We start from the raw sequence: 18,871 nt of genomic DNA on the forward strand, positions 1-18,871 counted from the left end.
GATAACGCCTGGGCGGGGATGCTCCAGCGGCTGTTGCGCCTGGCCCGCCCCGGGTTTCGTCCTGGAGTGGTGGGGTTGGTGTTGCTGTTGGCCACTGCTCTGCCGTCTGCTGCCCAGGATCCCAGCGCTGCCCTGCGCAGCGAGATGGTGCGCAGCCAGCTTGCCGCCCGGGGGATCGAGGATCAGGTCACCCTGCGCGCCATGGCCGAGGTGCCCCGCCACCTGTTCGTCCCGCCGTCCTACCGGGCCAGGGCCTATGAGGACGGGCCGCTGCCCATCGGCCACGGCCAGACCATCTCCCAGCCCTACATCGTAGCGATCATGACCGAGCTGGCCGATCCCGGGCCGGGGCGGCGCATCCTCGAGATCGGCACCGGCTCCGGTTACCAGGCGGCGGTGCTGGCGGCGACCGGCGCCGAGGTGTTCACCGTCGAGATCATCCCCGAGCTGGCGGAAAGTGCCGGCAAACGGCTCACCGAGCTCGGCTACGCCAAGGTCAGGGTGCGCCAGGCCGACGGCTATTTCGGCTGGGCAGAACAGGCCCCCTTCGACGCGATCCTGGTGACCGCCGCGGCGGAATTCATCCCGCCGCCCCTGCTCGAGCAGCTCGCCGAGGGCGGGCGCATGATCATTCCCGTGGGTTCGCCGTTCCTGGTCCAGACCCTGATGCTGGTGGAGAAGCGGCGGGGCAAGGTCACCACCCGCAGCCTGTTCCCGGTGCGCTTCGTCCCCTTCCGCAGGCAGTCATGAACTTATCCGCCGGCCCCACCTTTCGCCTGCACCTGGCCATCGCCCTGCTCTCGGTGGGGCTGATCGCCTTTCAGCTGGTGCTGATGCAGGTGCTCTCCATCACCCAGTGGCACCATTTCGCCTACCTGGTGATCTCGGTGGCGCTGCTCGGTTTCGGCGCGGCAGGTACCCTGCTGGCGCTTTTCCGCGAGCGGTTTCTGGCCTGCTGCGAAAAACTGCTGCCGCTGTTGAGCGCCGGCGCTGCCGCGGCCATGCCCCTGGCGGTGGCGCTGGTACAGGGGCCGGCGGCCCGCTTCGACACCTACCTGGTGTTTCTCGACCCCGCGCAGCTGGGCCATTTGGCGGTGGTGATCCTCGCCGTCACCGCCCCCTTTCTGCTCGCCGCCCTGGTTCTGGGACTGGTCTTCGTCCGCCACGTGGAAGGGGTCGGCGGGCTCTATTGCGCCAACCTGCTGGGCTCGGGCCTCGGCGGGCTGGCCGGGATCCTGCTGCTGGAGCGGCTCGACCCGCCATACCAGCCGGCGGCGGCCGCCCTGTTCGTCCTTTTCGCGGCGCTCCTGTTGCTGCCGCGGCGCCGGCCGTCGGTGCCCCTGGCCGTGGTGGCCGGGGCCGGGGCGCTGCTCGGCCTGTTCCTGCTGAACCCGCCGCCGCTGGCCCTCTCCGAGTACAAGGACCTGCGGCACACCCTCGAGCTGCCCGGGGCGCAGATCCTCGCCAGCCGGCCGAGTGCCCAGGGCCTGGTCCAGGTGGTGGAATCCCCGGCCCTGCGCCATGCCCCGGGCCTGAGCCTCGCCTTCAGGGGAGAGGTCCCTGCGGGGCCCGCGGTGTTCGTCAACGGCAACTGGTTCGGGGCGCTGCCCACCGGCCCGATCAAGCAGGGAGCGACCCTGCTCGATTTCACCACCGGGGCGCTCCCCTATGCGCTTGCCACTCCCCGCGAGGTGCTGGTGCTGCATTCGGGGACCGGCCTGGAGGTGGAACAGGCCCTGGCCCGGGAGGCGCGCCGGGTGACCGGAGTGGAGCCGCACCGGGCCGCGGTGGAGCTGGCGCGCGGGCAGCAGCCGGCCGATCCTCGCTTTCACCAGGTATTCGGCGCCCCGCGCACCTTCCTTGCCGCTGAGGGGACCCGCTACGACCTGATCCAGCTCCCCGCCGTGGGGTCCTTCGGCGGCGGCGCCGGGCTGTTCGCCCTGCAGGAGCAGCCCCTGCTGACCCGCGAGGCCCTGCTGCAGATGCTCGAGCATCTGACCCCCGACGGCCTGCTGGCGGTCACCGTCTGGATGGACCAGCCGCCGCGCAGCCCGCTGCGTTTGGCGGCGACCCTCGCCGAGGCCATCGAGGCAGCCGGCCTCGGCCCGCCGGCCCAGCACCTGGCCGCGGTGCGCAGTTGGGGAACCCTCACCTTTTGCGTCAAGCGCTCGGCCCTGACCGCCGAGGATGTGGCCAAACTCAGGGCCTTCTGCAAGCGCCTGCTGTTCGACCCGGCGCTGTTGCCCGAGCTCAAGGATGGCGAGCGGACCGCCCACAACCGGCTGGAGGACGAGGAGTTCTTCAGGCTGCTCGATGAGGCGGTTTCCGCCCGGCGCGACCGGCTGGCCGCCACTTACCCCTTCCGTCTCTCGGTCCCCGGCGACGACCGCCCCTTCTTCTCCCAGTTCCTGCGCTGGGAAAGCCTGTCCGAACTGGCCGGGCTGTTCGGGGCGAGGACTTTCCCCTTTCTGGAGATGGGCTATCTCATCGCCTGGCTGGCCCTTCTGCTGCTGGCCCTGGCCTCGGCGGCGCTGATCCTGCTGCCGCTGGTGCGGCTGGGCTGGCGCGGCGGCCGGCGCGGCGCGACCCTGGTCTACTTCGGCGGTCTGGGGATCGGCTACATGCTGGTGGAAATGGCCCTCATCCACCGTTTCGTCCTCTACCTGGGCCATCCCATCCATGCCGCGGCGGCGGTCATCGGCGTCCTGCTGGTCTGCTCCGGGGGCGGCAGCCTGTTCTCGGCCCGCCTGCCCGGCTCCCGCGAACTCCCCGCCATCCCCGCGGCCCTGGTGGGGGCCCTGCTGCTGCTCTATTCTTTGGCGCTGCCGCCGGTTCTCGAAAACACTCTGCACCTTGCGCCAGTGTACCGGGTGCTGATCACGCTGGCCCTGCTCGCCCCGCCGGCCTTCGCCATGGGACTCCCCTTCCCCCTTGGGCTGCGTGCCCTGGCGGGGCGCAGGGAGGAGGCGGTCCCCTGGGCCTGGGGGATCAACGGCTGCCTGTCGGTGGTGAGCACGGCCCTGGCCACCCTGCTGGCGGTGGAGGCGGGGTTTACCGCGGTGCTGCTGACCGCGGTCACCGCCTATCTGACCGCGGCCCTGGCGGCTGGCCAGGGAAGGGCAAGGCGGCAGACGCTCTGAGGCGGGTTTTTTCGCCAAGGCATTTCAAGCGGTTTGCCGATTTTGCGTTTTTGGGTTATAAGTTTTTCTCATCCCCGATTCCGTGAGTCCGGTCAGGACGCACCGATTCAGGCATTTGTCTACATCGGGACCCCGTCGGTCCCTTATCCATTCACAGGGGGAGCATTCACATGGATCTGCTGCTGACGCTGATCATCCTGGCCCTGGCCAACGTTCTTTTCTTCTATCCCCTCGAGCCGCGCTACGTGCCGGCGTTGCAGGTGGCGGTTTCGGCCCTGCTGGGGGTGCTGTTCGTGCTGGAAACCTTCTACCTGATCCGCCGCCGCATCCGCAAGACCGAGGAGGAGGAACTGCTGGCCATCAAGCGCGGCGCCGCCGCTCCGGCACCCGCTGCGCCGGCTGTCGCCGTGGCTCCGGAGGCCGCCGTCGAAGCGGGGGTGGTGCAGTTTCTGGCCCGGTTGCAGGAGAAGGGGCGGCTGGTCGATTTCGTCATGGACGACATCACCCCCTACTCCAACGAGCAGGTCGGCGCCGCCGCCAGGGTGGTGCACCAGGGATGCCGCGAGGTGCTGCAGTCGGCCTTCGAGATCAAGCCGGTGCACGGCGGCGAGGAGCGCGAGGAACTCACCCTGTCGGGGGATTTCGACGCCGCCGCCTACCGCCTGGTCGGCAAGGTCCCCGAGCAGCCCCCCTACAAGGGGGTGGTCCTGCACCGCGGCTGGAAGACCGCCCGCGTCTCGCTGCCCAGGATCAGCGAGGCAGCCCGCGAGGCGGCGGCGCGCGAGGTGATCGCGCCGGCGGAGGTGGAGATCGCGTAGGTTTGTAGGCTTTCGGCCTGGACCCCCCTCCCCCTTGAAGGGGGAGGAGAGTGATTGGTCCCAGACAGGTGCTCAGCAAATAAGGAAGTAGTTCCATGGCTAAACGTTTCGCCGTCGGCATCGATCTCGGCACCTCCAACTCGGCGCTGGCCCTGGCGCCGGCCGGGGAGGGGGCGGCGCCCGAGGTCCTGCCTGTGCCCCAGCTGTTCTCCTTCCAGGCGGTGGGGGAGGCCGAACTGCTCCCCTCGGTGGTCTACCTGCCGCTGGAAAAGGAGGCGCAGAGCGCCGTTGCACAGCTCCCCTGGGCGGAAGCCGAGCCGGGCGCCGGGCTGGTCGGGCAGTTCGCCCGCGAGCACGGGGCGCAGCTCCCCGACCGGCTGGTCAGCTCGGCCAAGAGCTGGCTGTGCAGCCCCCACGTCGATCCTCTCAAGCCGATCCTCCCCTGGAAGGCCGAGCTGGACGAGGCGCGCAAGCTCTCGCCCCTGCAGGCTGCGGTGCGCTACCTGGAGCATCTGCGCCTGGCCCTGCAGCGGCAGCTCGCCGAACGGGGCGAGGACATCGACCCGGCGGCCTGCGAGGTGGTGGTCACCGTCCCTGCCTCCTTCGACGAGGTGGCCCGCTCGCTGACCCACCTGGCGGCCGAGGAGGCCGGCTGGGGGCAGGTTACCCTGCTCGAGGAGCAGCAGGCCGCCTTCTACTACTGGATCGCCCAGTCGGGCGATGCCTGGCGCGAGCAGGTCAGCCCCGGCGACCTGGTGCTGGTCTGCGACGTCGGCGGCGGCACCGCCGATTTCTCCCTGGTGGCGGTCTCCGAGCAGGGCGGCGATCTGCAGCTCGAGCGGGTCAGCGTCGGCGACCACATCCTGCTCGGCGGCGACAACATGGACCTGGCCCTGGCCTACGCCCTGCGCGCCGAACTGGAACAGAAAGGCCAGAAGCTCGACAACTGGCAGTTTCTCTCCCTGGTCCACTCCTGCCGGGTGGGCAAGGAGCGGCTGTTGGCCGATGCCGCCCTGGCCGAATTCCCCATCTCCATCGCCAGCCGCGGCGCCAGCCTGTTCGCCGGCACCATCACCGCCGCCTTGCGCCACGAGACCGTGGATGCGGTGGTACTCGACGGCTATTTCCCCCGCACCGGCATCCACGAGCACCCGGCCCGGCGTCGGGCCCTGGGCCTGCAGGAGTTCGGCCTCGACTACGCCGCCGACCCGGCGCTGAGCAAGCACCTGGCCTTCTTCCTGGCGCGCAGTTTTCAGAACACCCAGGGCAACGAGAGCCTCGCCAAGCTGGTGGCGGGGCGTGTCCGCGAGGGGGGCGGCGTGCCCTTCATCTGCCCCACGGCGGTGCTGTTCAACGGCGGCGTCTTCAAGGCCGAAGCGCTGCGGGAGCGCATCCTCGAGCTGCTGGCCGGGTGGAACGGCGGCGAGGCGGTGGCCGAGCTGCCCGAGTCCAACTTCGACCTGGCGGTGGCCAAGGGCGCGGCGGTCTACGCCCGCACCCGGCTCTCCGGCGAGGGGATCCGCATCAAGGCCGGGACCGCCCGCTCCTACTACATCGGCCTGGAATCCTCGATGCCGGCGGTGCCGGGGCTCACCCCGCCGCTCAAGGCGCTCTGCGTGGTCCCCCAGGGGATGGAAGAGGGGAGCGAGATCGGCCTGCCGGGACGGGAGTTCGGCCTGATCACCGGCGAGCAGGTCGAGTTTCGCTTCTTCTCCTCCAGCGTGCGTGCCGGCGACGAGGTCGGCGCGGTGGTCGACGCCGAGGAGGACCTGGAGGAGACCGCCAGCCTGCAGATGACCCTGCCGCCCCTCGAGGGGCGCGGCGGCGAGATGATCCCCGTGCACCTGCACTCGGTGGTGACCCCGCTGGGGACCCTGGAGCTGTGGATGCGCCACGAAGCCAGCGGGCAGCAGTGGAAGCTCGAATTCAACGTGCGGGGTAATGCCCAGCAGGTTGGGTAGAGCGAAGCGAAACCCAACGGATTCTGGCCTCGTCCCTTGTTGTTGGGTTGTCGCTACGCTCCTTAACCCAACCTACAAAACTTGTTTTTGACAAAATCGAAAAAATCTGAATTTACCACGAAGGCACGAAGAACACGAAGTTAAGGGTTTGATTTGATTGAGTTTTTCTTCGTGCTCTTCGTGGCTTCGTGGTGAGAAAATGGTTTTTGCGAGTCCATCTTTTCTATTACTTTAAAGATTTTCCCATGACCCAATCCCGTTACCTGATCGGCATCGACCTGGGGACCACCAACTGTGTCCTCGCCTACCTCGACACCCGCGCCCCCGAGCGCGGCCCGCAGGTGCTTTCCGTCCCCCAGTGGGAGACCCCGGCGAGCACCGTGGAGAGCGAGACCCTCCCCTCTTTCAACTACCTGGCCACCGCCGCCGAGCGCCAGGCGGGCTTTGCCGCCGAGACCAGCCAAGCCCCGGCCCTCGAGGGGGGCTGGGTGCCGGGGGCCTTCGCCCGCGGCCGCATGGCCCACACCCCCGGGCGGGTGATCCACTCGGCCAAGTCCTGGCTCTGCCATGGAGGTATCGACCGCACCGCGCCGATCCTTCCCTGGCATTCCGAGGACGTTCCTCCTGCCGAGCGGCTCTCGCCGGTGCGGGCGAGCAGCGCCTATCTCGCCTACCTCAAGCAGGCCTGGGACCGCTCGCCGCTGGCCGCCGAGCCGCGGGGGCGCTTCGAGCACCAGGAGGTGGTGGTCACCGTGCCGGCCTCCTTCGACGAGGCGGCCCAGCAGCTGACCCTCGAGGCGGCCCAGCAGGCCGGCTATCCGCAGACCATCCGCCTGATCGAGGAGCCCCAGGCCGCCTTCTACGACTGGCTCGGCCGGGGCCGAAACATCAGCACCCTGCTCGATCTGTTGGAAACGGTGCCGGACAAGGTTGCGCGGGTGGTGGTCTTCGACATCGGCGGCGGCACCACCGACCTCTCTCTGTTCGAGGTGCGCGGCGACCGCAAATCCCCCACCGGCCTTTCGCTGAACCGGGTGGCGGTCAGCGAGCACCTGCTGCTCGGCGGCGACAACATCGACCTGACCCTCGCCTACCTGCTCGAGCACAAGCTGACCGGCGGCAGGACCAAGCTCTCCGGCGGGCAGTGGAACCAGCTGCTGGTCCAGGCCCGCGAGCTCAAGGAGCGGATCCTGCGCGACGAGGGGGAGGGGGCGCCCGAGCCCGGCGCGCGCTTCACCGTGACCCTGGCGGGAAGCGGGGCGGGGCTGTTCGCCTCGACCCTGTCGGCCGAGGTCAGCGCCGAGGAGGTGCGGCAGACGGTGCTGGAGGGATTCTTCCCGGCCTGCACCGCCGAGGAGCGGCCGCGCAAAAAGGGGGGCGGGCTGCGCGAATGGGGCCTGCCCTACGCCGAGGACACCGCCGCCACCCGCCACCTGGCCGCCTTTCTCGAGGGTCAGCGGATCGACGCGGTGCTCTACAACGGCGGCAGCGTCACCCCGGCGTTTCTGCGCCGGCGGCTCACCGACCTGCTGACCGGCTGGCAGGGGGGCCGGGAGCCGATGGTGCTGGTCAACGACGCCATGGCCCTGGCCGTGGCCCGCGGTGCGGCCCGCTACGGCTACATCCTGCAGCGACCCGAGGCCGGCCAGCGCATCGCCGGCGGCCACGCCCACGCCCTCTACCTGGAGGTGACCCGGGGCGGGCGGGGGAAAAAGAGCTCGTCGCTGGTCTGCGTGCTGCCCAAGGGGATGGAGGCCAACCAGTCGGTGCGCATCGACAACGCCGAGTTCGACCTGCTGGTCAACCAGCCGGTGCGCTTCCAGTGCTTCTTCTCCAACCGCCGCACGGGAGATGCCGCCGGCGAGGTCATCCCCTGGCGCGAGGACCAGTTCCATCCCCTGCCGCAGCTGCAGACCGCCATTCACCTGCCCCCCGAGCGCCCCAAGCCGGCCAACAACCGGCTGCGGGTGACCCTCGAGTGCGCCCTCAACGAAATCGGCCTGCTGCAGCTCTACTGCGTGGAGAAGGACGGCTCCGGCCGCTGGCGCCTCGATTTCAACCTGCGCAAGCCAATCGGCCAGGAGGAGCAGCAGGAGGTGGTCGAGGAACCGCTGGTCCCCAGGGCCCAGCTGGCAAAGGCCGAGGCCCTGGTGCTGGCCCTCTACGGCAAGAAAAAAGACCCCGAGCTGCCCGACCTCAAGCCGCGCCAACTGATGCGCGAGTTGGAAAAAACCCTCGGTGGTACTCGCGACGAATGGGACGGCGCCACCCTGCGGGCCTTGTGGCCAACCATTGCCCAGGGGATGACCCGCCGCAGCCGCAGCGTCGATCACGAGGAGGCCTGGCTCTACCTGGCCGGCTTCGCCCTGCGCCCGGGCTACGGTTTCGCCCTCGATGAGTCGCGCATCGAGGAGCTGTGGCGGCTCTACGACATGGGGATGGCCTTCCCCAGGGAGAAGCGGGTGCAGGTCCAGTGGTACCTGCTCTGGCGGCGCGCCGCCGGGGGGCTCAACGCCAGGCGCCAGGAGAAGATCCTCGCCAAGCTGCTGCCCCAGCTGCCGGCCCTGGCCGAGCAGACCCAGGAGGTGCTCTACCTGGTCGGCTCGCTGGAGCGGGTCCGCCTCGATCTCAAGCTGCAGCTGGTCAAGCAGCTGGGCGGGGCCCTGCGCAAGGCCAAAGTCCGCAACAAGCTCCCCAGTGCCTGGGCCCTCGGCCGGCTGCTCTCGCGCACCCCGCTCTACGCCGGCCCCGATGCCATCCTGCCCCCCCAGGAGGTGGAAAAGCTCTTCGGCCAGGTGCGCGACCTCGACTGGAAGGACCCGGCCTACGCCCCCCTGGTGCCGCTGTTCGCCCAGGCCGCCCGCCGCACCGACCGCCGCGGCATCGACCTCGATCCCGAACTGCGTCGGCAGGTTCTCGACAAGCTGAAGGAGGCCGGCGCCCGCCCCGAGGAGCTGCAGGTGGTTCGGGAGATGGTGCCGGTGGAGGACGCCGACCGGGTGCGCCAGTTCGGCGAGTCGCTCCCCGGCGGGTTGATCCTGGTGCGCGAAGCCGGGAATGAGCCCCAGGCGGATTGAACCCCGCGCCCTCATCACTTGGGCGAGCACTCGCCGTTTCAACCGGTTTTTTTCCAGCCGGCTGAGCAGGTCTTCCCAAGTCGGTTAGAATTAATTGGGAAGCCGGTGACCGGGCCGAGTCCCGCCTCCAAGGTGCTTCATCCCCTGCTGGCCGAACTGCAAGAAAGGAGCGGCATCGTGACGGAGAGCGCATCCAGACCCTTTTCAGATTTCGATACCCGCTGCGTCAATGCCCTGCGCGCTCTGGCGCTCGACATGGTCGAGCAGGCCGATTCGGGGCACCCCGGGATGCCCCTGGGGGCCGCCCCCATGGCCTACGTGCTCTGGACCCGGCACCTGCGCTGCAATCCGAAAAACCCCGCCTGGCCCGACCGCGACCGCTTCATCCTCTCCGCCGGCCACGGCTCGGCGCTGCTCTACGCCCTGCTGCACCTGAGTGGTTACGAGCTTTCCCTGGAAGAGCTCAAGCGCTTCCGCCAGTGGGAGAGCCTCACCCCCGGCCACCCCGAACGGGGCGAGACCCCGGGGGTGGAGGTGACCACCGGCCCGCTCGGCCAGGGCTTCGCCAACGGGGTCGGCATGGCCATTGCCGAGCGCTACCTGGCCGCGCGCTTCAACCGGCCCGGCTTCGAGGTGGTGGGCCATCATACCTACGGCATCTGCAGCGACGGCGACCTGATGGAGGGGATCGCCGCCGAGGCGGCCTCGTTGGCCGGGCACCTGGGGCTGGGCCGGCTGATCTTTCTCTACGACGACAACCATATCTCCCTGGCCGCCGACACCCGCCTGAGCTTCACCGAGGACGTGGGTCGGCGCTTCGAGGCCTACGGCTGGCAGGTGCTGCGGGTGGCCGACGGCAATGACCTTTCAGCCATCGACCGGGCCCTCGCCGAGGCGCGGCGAGAGAACGCCCGCCCTTCGCTGGTCATGGTCAGCACCCATATCGGCTTCGGCAGCCCCCGCTTCCAGGACCGCTTCGAGGCCCACGGCGCGCCGCTGGGGGCCGAGGAGGTCCGGGCCACCAAGCGCAACCTCGGCTGGCCCGAGGAGCCCCCCTTTCATCTGCCGGAGGAGCTGATCGCCCAGTTCCGCCAGGCCGTCGAGCGGGGAGCGAAGCTGGAGGCGGCCTGGGCGGCGATGATGCACGAATACGACGATCGCTGGCCCGACCTGCGCGAGAAATGGGGGAGGGCGATCCGCGGCGAGCTCCCCCCCGGGTGGGACCGGGACATTCCCCGCTTCGCCGCCGACCACAAGCCGATCGCCACCCGCAGCGCCGGCGGCCAAGTGCTCAACGCCATCGCCCCGCGGGTCTTCAACCTGATCGGCGGCTCGGCCGACCTCGACCCTTCGACCAAAACCGCCCTCAAGGGGCGCGGCTGCTTCCAGCGTCCCGGCTGCGGCAGCGACAGCCTGCAGGGAGCCGAAAAGGGGGAGTGGGGCTATGCCGGGGCCAATATCGCCTTCGGCGTCAGGGAGCATGCCATGGGCGGGATTCTCAACGGCATGGCCGCCCACGGCGGCATCATCCCCTTCGGCAGCACCTTTCTGATCTTTTCCGACTACCTGCGCCCCGCCCTGCGCCTTGCGGCCCTGAGCCGCCTGGCGGTCAAGTACGTCTTCACCCACGATTCCACCGCCGTCGGCGAGGATGGACCCACCCACCAGCCCATCGAGCAGCTGGCGAGTTTCCGGGCCATGCCGAACCTGACGGTCATCCGCCCGGCCGATGCCAACGAGGTGGCGGAAGCCTGGAAGGTAGCCATGCAGATCGATGACGGTCCGGTGCTGCTAGTGATGAGTCGCCAGAACCTTCCGGTCCTCGACCGCAGCCAGCTCGCTCCGGCTGTCGGGCTGCGCCGCGGCGGCTACGTTCTGGCCGACCCGCCTCAGGGGAGCCCCGAGCTGATCCTGATCGCCACCGGTTCCGAGGTTCACCCGGCCCTGGCGGCCTGGCGGCAGCTCATCGCCGAGGGACGCCGGGTTCGCCTGGTGGGGATGCCCTCCTGTGAACTGTTTGACAAGCAATCTCGGGAATACCGCGACAGGGTGCTGCCCCCCCAGGTTACCGCCCGCCTGGCCGTCGAGGCGGGGGCGAGCCTCGGCTGGTACCGCTATGTCGGGCTGCAGGGAGAGGTGGTGGGCCTCGACCGCTTCGGCGCCTCGGCCCCGGGCGAGGTGACCCTGGCGCAATTCGGCTTCACGGCCGAAAACATCCTGCGGCGGGCCCTGGGCATGCTCGGCTGAATCCCGGGGCGCTCCACGCAGGCGGGGCCCGCTGCCGGGGGGTCGCAGGGCGGGAGGAGTCAACCCCGGGCAGGAAACCTGCCTGATTTCCTCATGTTGCCGGAAAGGGCAGTTCCCATGGCCATCCGATCATTGGGGATTGGACAGCCCCTGCTGGCTCTGGCATGGGCTCTTGCGGCCCTGTTCTCAGGGTGCACCGAGCCGCCGGCAGATTATTTCCAAGGCTACGCAGAGGGTGAGTACGTCCTGGTGGCCTCGCCCCTGGCCGGGCAGCTGGAAACCCTGGCGGTGGCCCGCGGCGCCCGGGTGGAGCGGGGGACTGCCCTGTTCGCCCTCGAGCGCGAACAGGAGCAGGCAGCGCTCAGGGCGGCCGAGCAGGAGGAGGTCCGCGCCGAAAGCCGCCTGGAGGACCTGCGCAAGGGGCAGCGGCCGAGCGAGCTGGAGGCGCTCCGCGCCCGGCAGGTCCAGGCCCGGGCCGCTCTGGAGCTTTCGCTCAAGGAATTCGACCGGCGCCAAGAGCTGTTTGAGCAACGGGTCATCTCCGGCGAGGAACTCGACCGGGCCGCGGCCGACCTGCGCCGTAACCGGGCGGCAGTGGCCGAGCTGCAGGCCGAGTTGGAAACCGCCCGGCTCGGCTCGCGCCGCGACGCCGTGGAGGCGGGGCGGGCCGAGCTGGAGGCGGCCCGGGCGCGGCTCGACGAGGCCCGCTGGGCCTGGCTGCAGAAAAACCAGGCCGCCCCGCAGGCGGCCCTGGTCTTCGACACCCTGTTCGAGCCCGGCGAGTTCGTGCCCGCCGGCTACCCGGTGGTCAGCCTGCTGCCGCCGGGGAACATCAAGCTGCGCTTCTTCGTCCCCGAGCCGGTGGTCGGCACCCTGCGGCTCGGCCTGCCGCTGGCGGTCTCTTTCGACGGCAGCGGTGGGGCGCTTCCCGCGACCATCAGCTTCATCTCTCCCCAGGTCGAATACACCCCGCCGGTCATCTACAGCCGCGAAACCCGCGCCAAGCTGGTGTTTCTGGTCGAGGCCCGCCCCGACCCGGGCGTCGCCGGGCGCTTCCACCCCGGCCAGCCCGTCGAGGTGCGCCTGGAGGGCGGCCATGAGTGAGGCGGCGCCGGTCATCGACGTGCAGGGGCTGACCAAGTCCTTCTCCGGCAAGGTGGTGGTCAACCGCCTGTCGCTGCGCGTGGAGCCGGGGGAGATCTTCGGCTTTCTCGGCCCCAACGGCAGCGGCAAGACCACCTTCATCCGCATGCTCTGCGGGCTGCTGCGCCCCGATGCGGGCAGCGGCGTCTGCCTCGGCTACGACCTGCTCGGCGAGGCCGAGAAGATCAAGCCCCAGATCGGCTACATGGCCCAACACTTCAGCCTCTACGAGGATCTGAGCGTGCGCGAGAACCTCGATTTCATGGCCCGGGTCTACGGCGTCGCCGGGCGCCGGCGGGCGGTCGAGCGGATCATGGAGCGCATGGGGCTGGGAGGTTTCGCCGCGCAGCTGGCCGGGACCCTCTCCGGGGGGTGGAAACAGCGCCTGGCGCTGGCCGCCTGCCTGCTGCACCAGCCCCGGCTGCTGCTGCTCGACGAGCCGACCGCCGGGGTCGACCCCAAGGCCCGGCGCGACTTCTGGGACCAGGTCTACGCCCTGGCCGCCGAAGGAATCAGCGCCCTGATCAGCACCCACTACATGGACGAGGCGGAGCGCTGCCACCGCCTGGCCTACCTGGCCTACGGCGACCTGCTCGCCGCCGGCACCGCCGAGGAGGTGGTGGCCGCCGCGGGGCTCTCGACCTGGGCGGTGTCGGGGCGCCGCATGCACGAGCTGGCCGAGCGGCTCAAGGGGGTAGCGGGGGTGGAGCAGGTGGTCCCCTTCGGCAACACCTTGCACGTCAGCGGCCACGACGCCACGCTGCTGGCCGAGTCGCTGGGCCCCTTCCGCGCCGAGGGCGCCTACCGCTGGGAGCGGACCCAGACCAACCTCGAGGAGGTCTTCATCAGCCTGATGCAGGGGCGCGGGGGGAGCTGAGATGGGGCGGGGCGGGCTGCTGAGATTTTCCTTCGCGCGCTTCTGGGCCATGGTCGGCAAGGAGTTCGTGCAGATGCGCCGCGACCGGGTGACCTTCGCCATGATGCTGGGGATCCCGATCATGCAGATGGTGCTGTTCGGCTTCGCCATCAACGCCGACCCCCGCCACCTGCCCACCGCGGTGCTGACCGCCGACCAGGGGGTGTTCGCCCGCAGCATCGTCGCCGCCATGGGCAACAGCGATTATTTCCGCCTGGTGAAGAGCGTGGACAGCGAGGCCGAGGCCGAGCGGCTCATCGAACTGGGCGAGGTCCAGTTCGTGCTCAGCGTCCCCGAGCAGTTCTCCCGCCGGCTGATACGCGGCGAGCGCCCGGCGCTGCTGTTGACCGCCGATGCCACCGACCCGGCGGCCACCAGCAACGCCCTGGCCGCCTTCCGGGTGCTCGCCGAGTCGGCCCTGGCCCGCGACCTCGAAGGGCCGCTGCGCCACCTGCGCCGGGAGCAGGCGCCGCTGGAGGTGATCGTCCACCCGCGCTTCAACCCCGAGGCCATCACCCAGTACAACATCGTCCCGGGGCTGATGGGGGTGGTGCTGACCATGACCCTGGTGATCATCACCGCCCTGGCCATCACCCGCGAGCGCGAACGGGGCACCATGGAGAACCTGCTCGCCACCCCGGTGCGGCCGCTGGAGGTGATGATCGGCAAGATCCTGCCCTACATCATCGTCGGCTACCTGCAGATGGGCTTCATCCTGCTCGCCGCCCACTACCTGTTCCGGGTGCCGCTGGTGGGGAGCCTGCCGCTGCTGCTGGCCGTCTCGCTGCTGTTTATCGCCGCCAACCTCGGGGTCGGACTGACCTTCTCGACCCTGGCCCGCAACCAGCTGCAGGCGATGCAGATGGCGTTTTTCTTCTTTCTCCCCTCGATCCTGCTCTCGGGCTTCATGTTCCCCTTTCGCGGCATGCCGCTGTGGGCCCAGCGCATCGGCGAGGTGCTGCCGCTCACCCACTACCTGCGCATCGTGCGTGGCATCCTGCTCAAGGGCAACGGACTGACCGAGATCCTGCCCAACCTCTGGCCCATCGCCGCCTTCCTGGCGGTGGCCCTGGCCATCGGCCTCAAGCGCTTCCGGCGGACGCTGGATTAGCGGCCCCGTCCCTTTATCTGGCCTTCGCCACCAGAAAAACAGGATTCACGCGAAGCCGCGAAGGCCGCGAAGAAAGAATATATCTTTTGAATCCCTTCACGTTCTTCGCGGCTTCGCGTGAGAGACTGCCGTTCACGGGAGGGATCAGCATTCCAACACGATTTTCAATTCCCCCCCTGTTTCGCTTCTGGCCCTGAAATTCCGCTGCCAGAATACTCCGCCAATTACTTGGCCGCGAGGATGGAGTTCGCCCGGCGTTCGGCCTCTTCAAGGTCATTATGCAGGCGTGCCTGCCACTCCTGGAAGGACAGGCCGCCCAGTTCCCGGGGGATCCGGAGCGGTTCGCCGAAGGCCAGGCCGAGCCGGCTGAAGGGGAGCGGGATTTCCATCCGGTCCCAGCGGATGGTCAGGATCGTCCTGCGGTTGGCGGCAAAGGAAGCGGGAAGCAGGGTCATGCCGAGTTGCGCGGCGAGCAGGATGGCCCCCCGGTGCACCTGGTGATAGGGGCCGCGGGGTCCGTCGACGGCGAGGGCCGCGACCTGGCGGCCGCTCAGGACCTCGAGCATCAGGGCAAGCGTCCGGTCGCCGCCCCCCTCGGGGATTTGGACGCACTCGTAGCCGAGATGCCGGCAGATGCCGCAGATGATCTCCCCGCGAAAGGAGCAGCTGGCGAAGATGCAGCCTCTGCGCCCCTGCAGCAGGGTGAACAGGGGGAGGTATTTGCCGTGCCAGAAGGCGACCATCACCCGCTCGCCCCGCGCCAGCAGCGCGTCGAAACGCTCCAGTCCGATGCCCTCGACGCGCCAACTCTGCTGCAGGGCCTTGAGCACCAGGACCAAGGTCAGGCTGAGCAGGCGGGCGGCCGGCGCTTGGCGGAGGGTTCCGCTCATGGCTTGGCCTCGGCCGCGGAGCCTTCGCTGCGCAGGGCATCCTCGGCGGCGTGGGCGAGGTTGCGCAGAAGTTTCCACTCCTTCCCGAAATAGCGCCGGGCCGTGGCCCAGTGCCCGGCCTCGGTCTCCCGGCTGCGCGGCCCTTCGGCGATCAGCCGCTGGTAAAGCCCCAGCACCTTTCGCGCGGTCTGTTCCATGGCAAAACCCCGTGCCGTTTCCAGGGCTTCCTGGCGCAGCATTTCCCGCTGCTCGCCGGTTCTCCCGGCAACCCATGCCAGGGCCTCGGCGAAGCCACACTCCTCCAGTCGGGTCAGCAGTCGGCCGTTGCAGCGGTCACGCACCACCTCGCGCACCCCGGGCCCGTCCACCGCCACCACCGGGGTGCCGGTGGCCATGGCCTCGGTCAGTACCATCCCCTGGGTTTCGCTCTGCGAGGCGAAGGCGAACACGTCCATGGCCCGGTAAGTCTCCACCAGGGCCGCGGGTTCCAGGTTGCCGAGCAGGTGCAACCGCTTCCCCAGGCCCTGCTCGGTAAAGATCCGGATCATGGCCTCGCGGGCCGGGCCCGCGCCGGCCAGCAGCAGGCGGGCGTGAGGCTCGCCCAACATGAAGCGGACGGTGGCGCGGGCCAGAAACAGGGGGTTCTTCTCCTCGGCGAGCCGCCCCACGTGCCCGACCACGAAGGCCTGGTTGGGGATGCCCAGTCTCTGCCTTACGGAGCCCCCCTCGCCCGGGGTATAGGTGCCCAGGTCGACCCCGGTGGGGATCACCTCGATGGGGGTGAGCACCCCTCTTTGCCGCAGCAGCTCGGCCAGCGAGCGGCTCGGGGCGATGACCGCGTCGCAGAGGTTGCAGTAGCCGCTGACCAGGTCGATGGTGAAGCGGCGCAGGCGCGGCGAATCGCCCGGCAGGTAATGGGTGTAGCGTTCATAGAGGGTGTGGTGGGTGAAGACCGCGGGGAGGGCGCGGGCGGCGGCGATCCGCAGGGCGGTGTCGCCGAGCAGAAAGGGGTGGTGGGAGTGGATCAGCTGCGGCTGCAGCGACCGCAGGGCCTGCCTCACCCGACCCGGGAGCGGAACCGGCACCGAGAAGTCGCTGCCGGAAAAATGCTGGATGGCCGGCAGGCGCACCACGTTGGCTTCATTTGCCGGCGTCCCCTCGAACCTGGGGGCAACGACCAGCACCCGGTGGCCCAGGCGGCGGAATTCCCGGGAAAACCCCTGAACGCTGCGCGCCACCCCGCCGACGTGGGGGGCGTAGGTGTTGGTGAACATGAGGATGTTCATGGGGCCGCCCGCTGCAGATCGATGGTGAAGACTTCCGGGCCGACCACCACCGGTGGGTGACCGGGGAGCCGCACCTCGATGGCTTCCGGCGGCCGGCGCCATTCGGCGTCCCACTGGACCCGGATCAGGTCCCCCCGGGGGCGGATGGTCAGGGTTATCGGCCCGAATGCCGTGGGGCCCGGGCCGAAGGCGATGGAATCCTCCTGCTCGAGCCACTCGGGAAAGATGCCCGAGCCAAGGATCAGAGCGCCGCCTTCCTCACGGAAAAAAGCGTTGCGCTGCATCAGAATCCACTCGGCGGCTGCCCAGACGTGGTGGCCGTCGCCCATGCAGCCGCCGCCGGTGCGGGGATGCACCGCCTCGGGCCACTGGCCGGTAGGCGAGGCCAGCTCCGCCACGGTCCGAAACAGCTCGAGGGCCCGCGGGTCGCCGGCCCGCAGCAGCACCTGGGCCAGGTGCAGGGTGAGATAGGGGTTGATCCCCGAGTGGATGACATCCTGGAAAAATCCGCCTCCGACCAGGGATCGCTGGAGCAGAAACTCCACCGTGGCAAGCAACCGCGGGTCGTGGGGCTCGAACAGCTGCAGGGGGTAGCCCGCCGCCAGCGAGCCGATGGCCCCGCAGTCCAGGCGCCGGGTAGGGGAGGCGGGCATGCCGGGGCACCCCAGACGCTCGGCGGCCAGTTCCAGGCTGCGGGCGATGGCTGCCTCAAACCGGTCGGCCTCGTCGAGCAGCTCTGCCGCGAGGGTGGATTGCTGGCGCGACTCGAGCAGTTCGGCGGCGGCGCGCAGTCCCGCGACACCCCAGAAATCGTCCCAGTAGTAGTAATCGTTGGGCCCGAGGTGCTCGGCGCTGAAACCGGGCGGAAGCAGCCCCGCGTAGCGCGGGTCACCCCCCTCGGGGAGGCGCTTGCGCTGGATCCAGCGGGCTCCGCGCTGGATGGCCTGGACCCACTCCTCCTTGGCCCTCCTGCCGGTGAGAAGGCAGAAGCGGTCCATGATCCAGAGCGCCTCGCCGTTGGAATCCCACTCGCCCTCCTGGGAGAAGAAAAAGCCCGCCGCGGTCTGCCGCGCGGGGAAGCTGTCGAGCACCCGCTCCACCCGTTGTCTGAAGCCGAGGCAGAGCAGCCCGTGGAGGATGAAGGCGGCGTCGCGAAACCAGAAGCGCTTGTAGGTGTAGGGCCCGGGATAGACTTCGCCGGGCGAATGCAGGAGCAGCGAACGGACCGCTGCGTCGAAGAGCATCTGGAACCGCGGGTCGGGCAGGCGGGCGGTGGCCCCGCCGGCGAGGGCTTCGGCCCAGGGGGGGCGTCTGGCCGCCCGGCGGCCGAAGCGGGACCGGGTCTCCAGGGGGATGTCGACCCGGACTCTGGTTCCGGACCCGTCCACGGGGTAGAGGGCCGCCGCGGTGGCCATCCCCACCTTGCAGCTGATCGCCTGGGCCGGATCGTTGTGGAACAGCCTGGTGTGCACGTCCCCCTGGTGGTAGTCGGAAAAACGAAAGCTCTGCGCCGGCGGGTCGAAGTGGATGCTTCGCTGGCGCTCGATCCGCCAGCCGCCCAGGCCGTTTTCGGCCTCGATGCGGTGGACGAAGCTGATCCCCTCGGGGTTGTAGGGGCGCAGCGAAACGACAAGCCAGGCCGGCTCCAGGCTGCGCGCCGCGAGTTCAAGCCGGCAGACCGGGGCCCCGCTCTCCAGCTCCACCGAGGCGCGGGCGCTCAGCTCCTGGTCCTGCTGGCGGGCGGTGGTGACTACCGCCAGGCCGCGCAGCAACTCGAGGCGCTGCTCCACCCTTTCCAGCTGGGAAGGGACCAGCCAGGTGCCCCCGTTGCGCACCAGCCAGTAGTCCAGGGACCACCCGTCATAGAAGGGGGTGAGCAGGCCCCGGGGATCGACGATGGGGAGCTGATCCTCGTCGGGGGTGCCGATGGCGGTCCAGTTGCGGTGGGTCAGGTTGATGTGGGTGATGGAGAACGCCCGGGGGATGAAGGAAGGGTCCAGCGGATCGTACTGGCGCTCGACCCAGTAGGGCCAGATCCAGTCCAGGTTGTGCTGGATGGCGCTGGTGTTGAGCAGCCCCCGGGCATGAAAGACCACCCCGGCGCGCAGCAGCTCCAGAGGCTCCCGGACCTCGATGGGCTGGCCGAAGCTCTCCAGCCGGGAAAGCAGGCCGACGGGGTCGACCATGCCGCGGGACTTGGCCATGCGGCTTACCAGCTGCTTCCAGGGAAACCAGCGCAGAAACATGAAGACGGTCCTTGTTGAGGCAAATTGACAAGCCCT

The 18,871-nt window shown here is 69.4% G+C and carries 12 protein-coding genes; 9 read left to right on the plus strand and 3 right to left on the minus strand.

Translation table 11 applies throughout. The features are described 5' to 3' along the window. Positions 1-18: 18 nt before the first annotated feature. The 9 genes from DESUT3_RS01540 to DESUT3_RS01580 all read left to right on the plus strand — a co-directional run bounded on the left by DESUT3_RS01540 (position 19) and on the right by DESUT3_RS01580 (position 14,413). A complete protein-coding gene (locus DESUT3_RS01540) occupies positions 19-750 on the plus strand; it encodes a protein-L-isoaspartate(D-aspartate) O-methyltransferase (protein ID WP_225911596.1) in 732 nt (243 codons plus the stop codon). After that, positions 747-3,140, plus strand: coding sequence for a polyamine aminopropyltransferase (locus tag DESUT3_RS01545; RefSeq protein WP_221250716.1), 2,394 nt, complete (start codon positions 747-749; stop codon positions 3,138-3,140). Before DESUT3_RS01540 ends, DESUT3_RS01545 begins: the two co-directional genes overlap by 4 nt. A 170-nt stretch (positions 3,141-3,310) precedes the next feature. Continuing rightward, complete coding sequence (locus DESUT3_RS01550) at positions 3,311-3,958, plus strand: DUF2760 domain-containing protein (RefSeq protein ID WP_221250717.1); 648 nt, start codon at positions 3,311-3,313, stop codon at positions 3,956-3,958. Positions 3,959-4,053: 95 nt separating this feature from the next. Beyond that, positions 4,054-5,919 (plus strand): Hsp70 family protein, encoded by a 1,866-nt coding sequence (locus tag DESUT3_RS01555; protein WP_221250718.1) that lies wholly within the window; start codon positions 4,054-4,056, stop codon positions 5,917-5,919. A gap of 245 nt (positions 5,920-6,164) precedes the next feature. Next, positions 6,165-8,996, plus strand: a complete 2,832-nt coding sequence (locus DESUT3_RS01560) for a hsp70 family protein (RefSeq protein WP_221250719.1) — start codon at positions 6,165-6,167, stop codon at positions 8,994-8,996. Between the two features lie 255 nt (positions 8,997-9,251). After that, positions 9,252-11,243 (plus strand): transketolase, encoded by a 1,992-nt coding sequence (tkt, locus tag DESUT3_RS01565; RefSeq protein WP_404827030.1) that lies wholly within the window; start codon positions 9,252-9,254, stop codon positions 11,241-11,243. A 117-nt stretch (positions 11,244-11,360) separates the two neighbouring features. Next, positions 11,361-12,347, plus strand: a complete 987-nt coding sequence (locus DESUT3_RS01570; RefSeq protein ID WP_221250720.1) for an HlyD family secretion protein — start codon at positions 11,361-11,363, stop codon at positions 12,345-12,347. Then, positions 12,340-13,263 (plus strand): ABC transporter ATP-binding protein, encoded by a 924-nt coding sequence (locus DESUT3_RS01575; RefSeq protein ID WP_221250721.1) that lies wholly within the window; start codon positions 12,340-12,342, stop codon positions 13,261-13,263. The genes DESUT3_RS01570 and DESUT3_RS01575 overlap by 8 nt, the downstream gene beginning before the upstream one ends. Before the next feature lies 1 nt (position 13,264). Further along, a complete protein-coding gene (locus DESUT3_RS01580) occupies positions 13,265-14,413 on the plus strand; it encodes an ABC transporter permease (RefSeq protein ID WP_221250722.1) in 1,149 nt (382 codons plus the stop codon). 224 nt (positions 14,414-14,637) lie between these two features. Here the strand turns inward: DESUT3_RS01580 and DESUT3_RS01585 are convergent, their stop codons facing one another. The 3 genes from DESUT3_RS01585 to DESUT3_RS01595 are packed head-to-tail and all read right to left on the minus strand — an operon-like array spanning position 14,638 to position 18,835. Then, the gene (locus DESUT3_RS01585) at positions 14,638-15,303 is read right to left on the minus strand and encodes a lysophospholipid acyltransferase family protein (protein WP_221250723.1); all 666 of its coding nucleotides are present in this window, start codon (positions 15,301-15,303) and stop codon (positions 14,638-14,640) included. Beyond that, positions 15,300-16,589 (minus strand): glycosyltransferase, encoded by a 1,290-nt coding sequence (locus tag DESUT3_RS01590; RefSeq protein WP_221250724.1) that lies wholly within the window; start codon positions 16,587-16,589, stop codon positions 15,300-15,302. The genes DESUT3_RS01585 and DESUT3_RS01590 overlap by 4 nt, the downstream gene beginning before the upstream one ends. Continuing rightward, positions 16,586-18,835 (minus strand): glucosidase family protein, encoded by a 2,250-nt coding sequence (locus DESUT3_RS01595; RefSeq protein ID WP_221250725.1) that lies wholly within the window; start codon positions 18,833-18,835, stop codon positions 16,586-16,588. Before DESUT3_RS01595 ends, DESUT3_RS01590 begins: the two co-directional genes overlap by 4 nt. Between the last annotated feature and the right edge of the window lie 36 nt (positions 18,836-18,871).

The sequence above is a fragment of the Desulfuromonas versatilis genome (genome assembly GCF_019704135.1).
Lineage (GTDB): Bacteria > Desulfobacterota > Desulfuromonadia > Desulfuromonadales > NIT-T3 > Desulfuromonas_A > Desulfuromonas_A versatilis.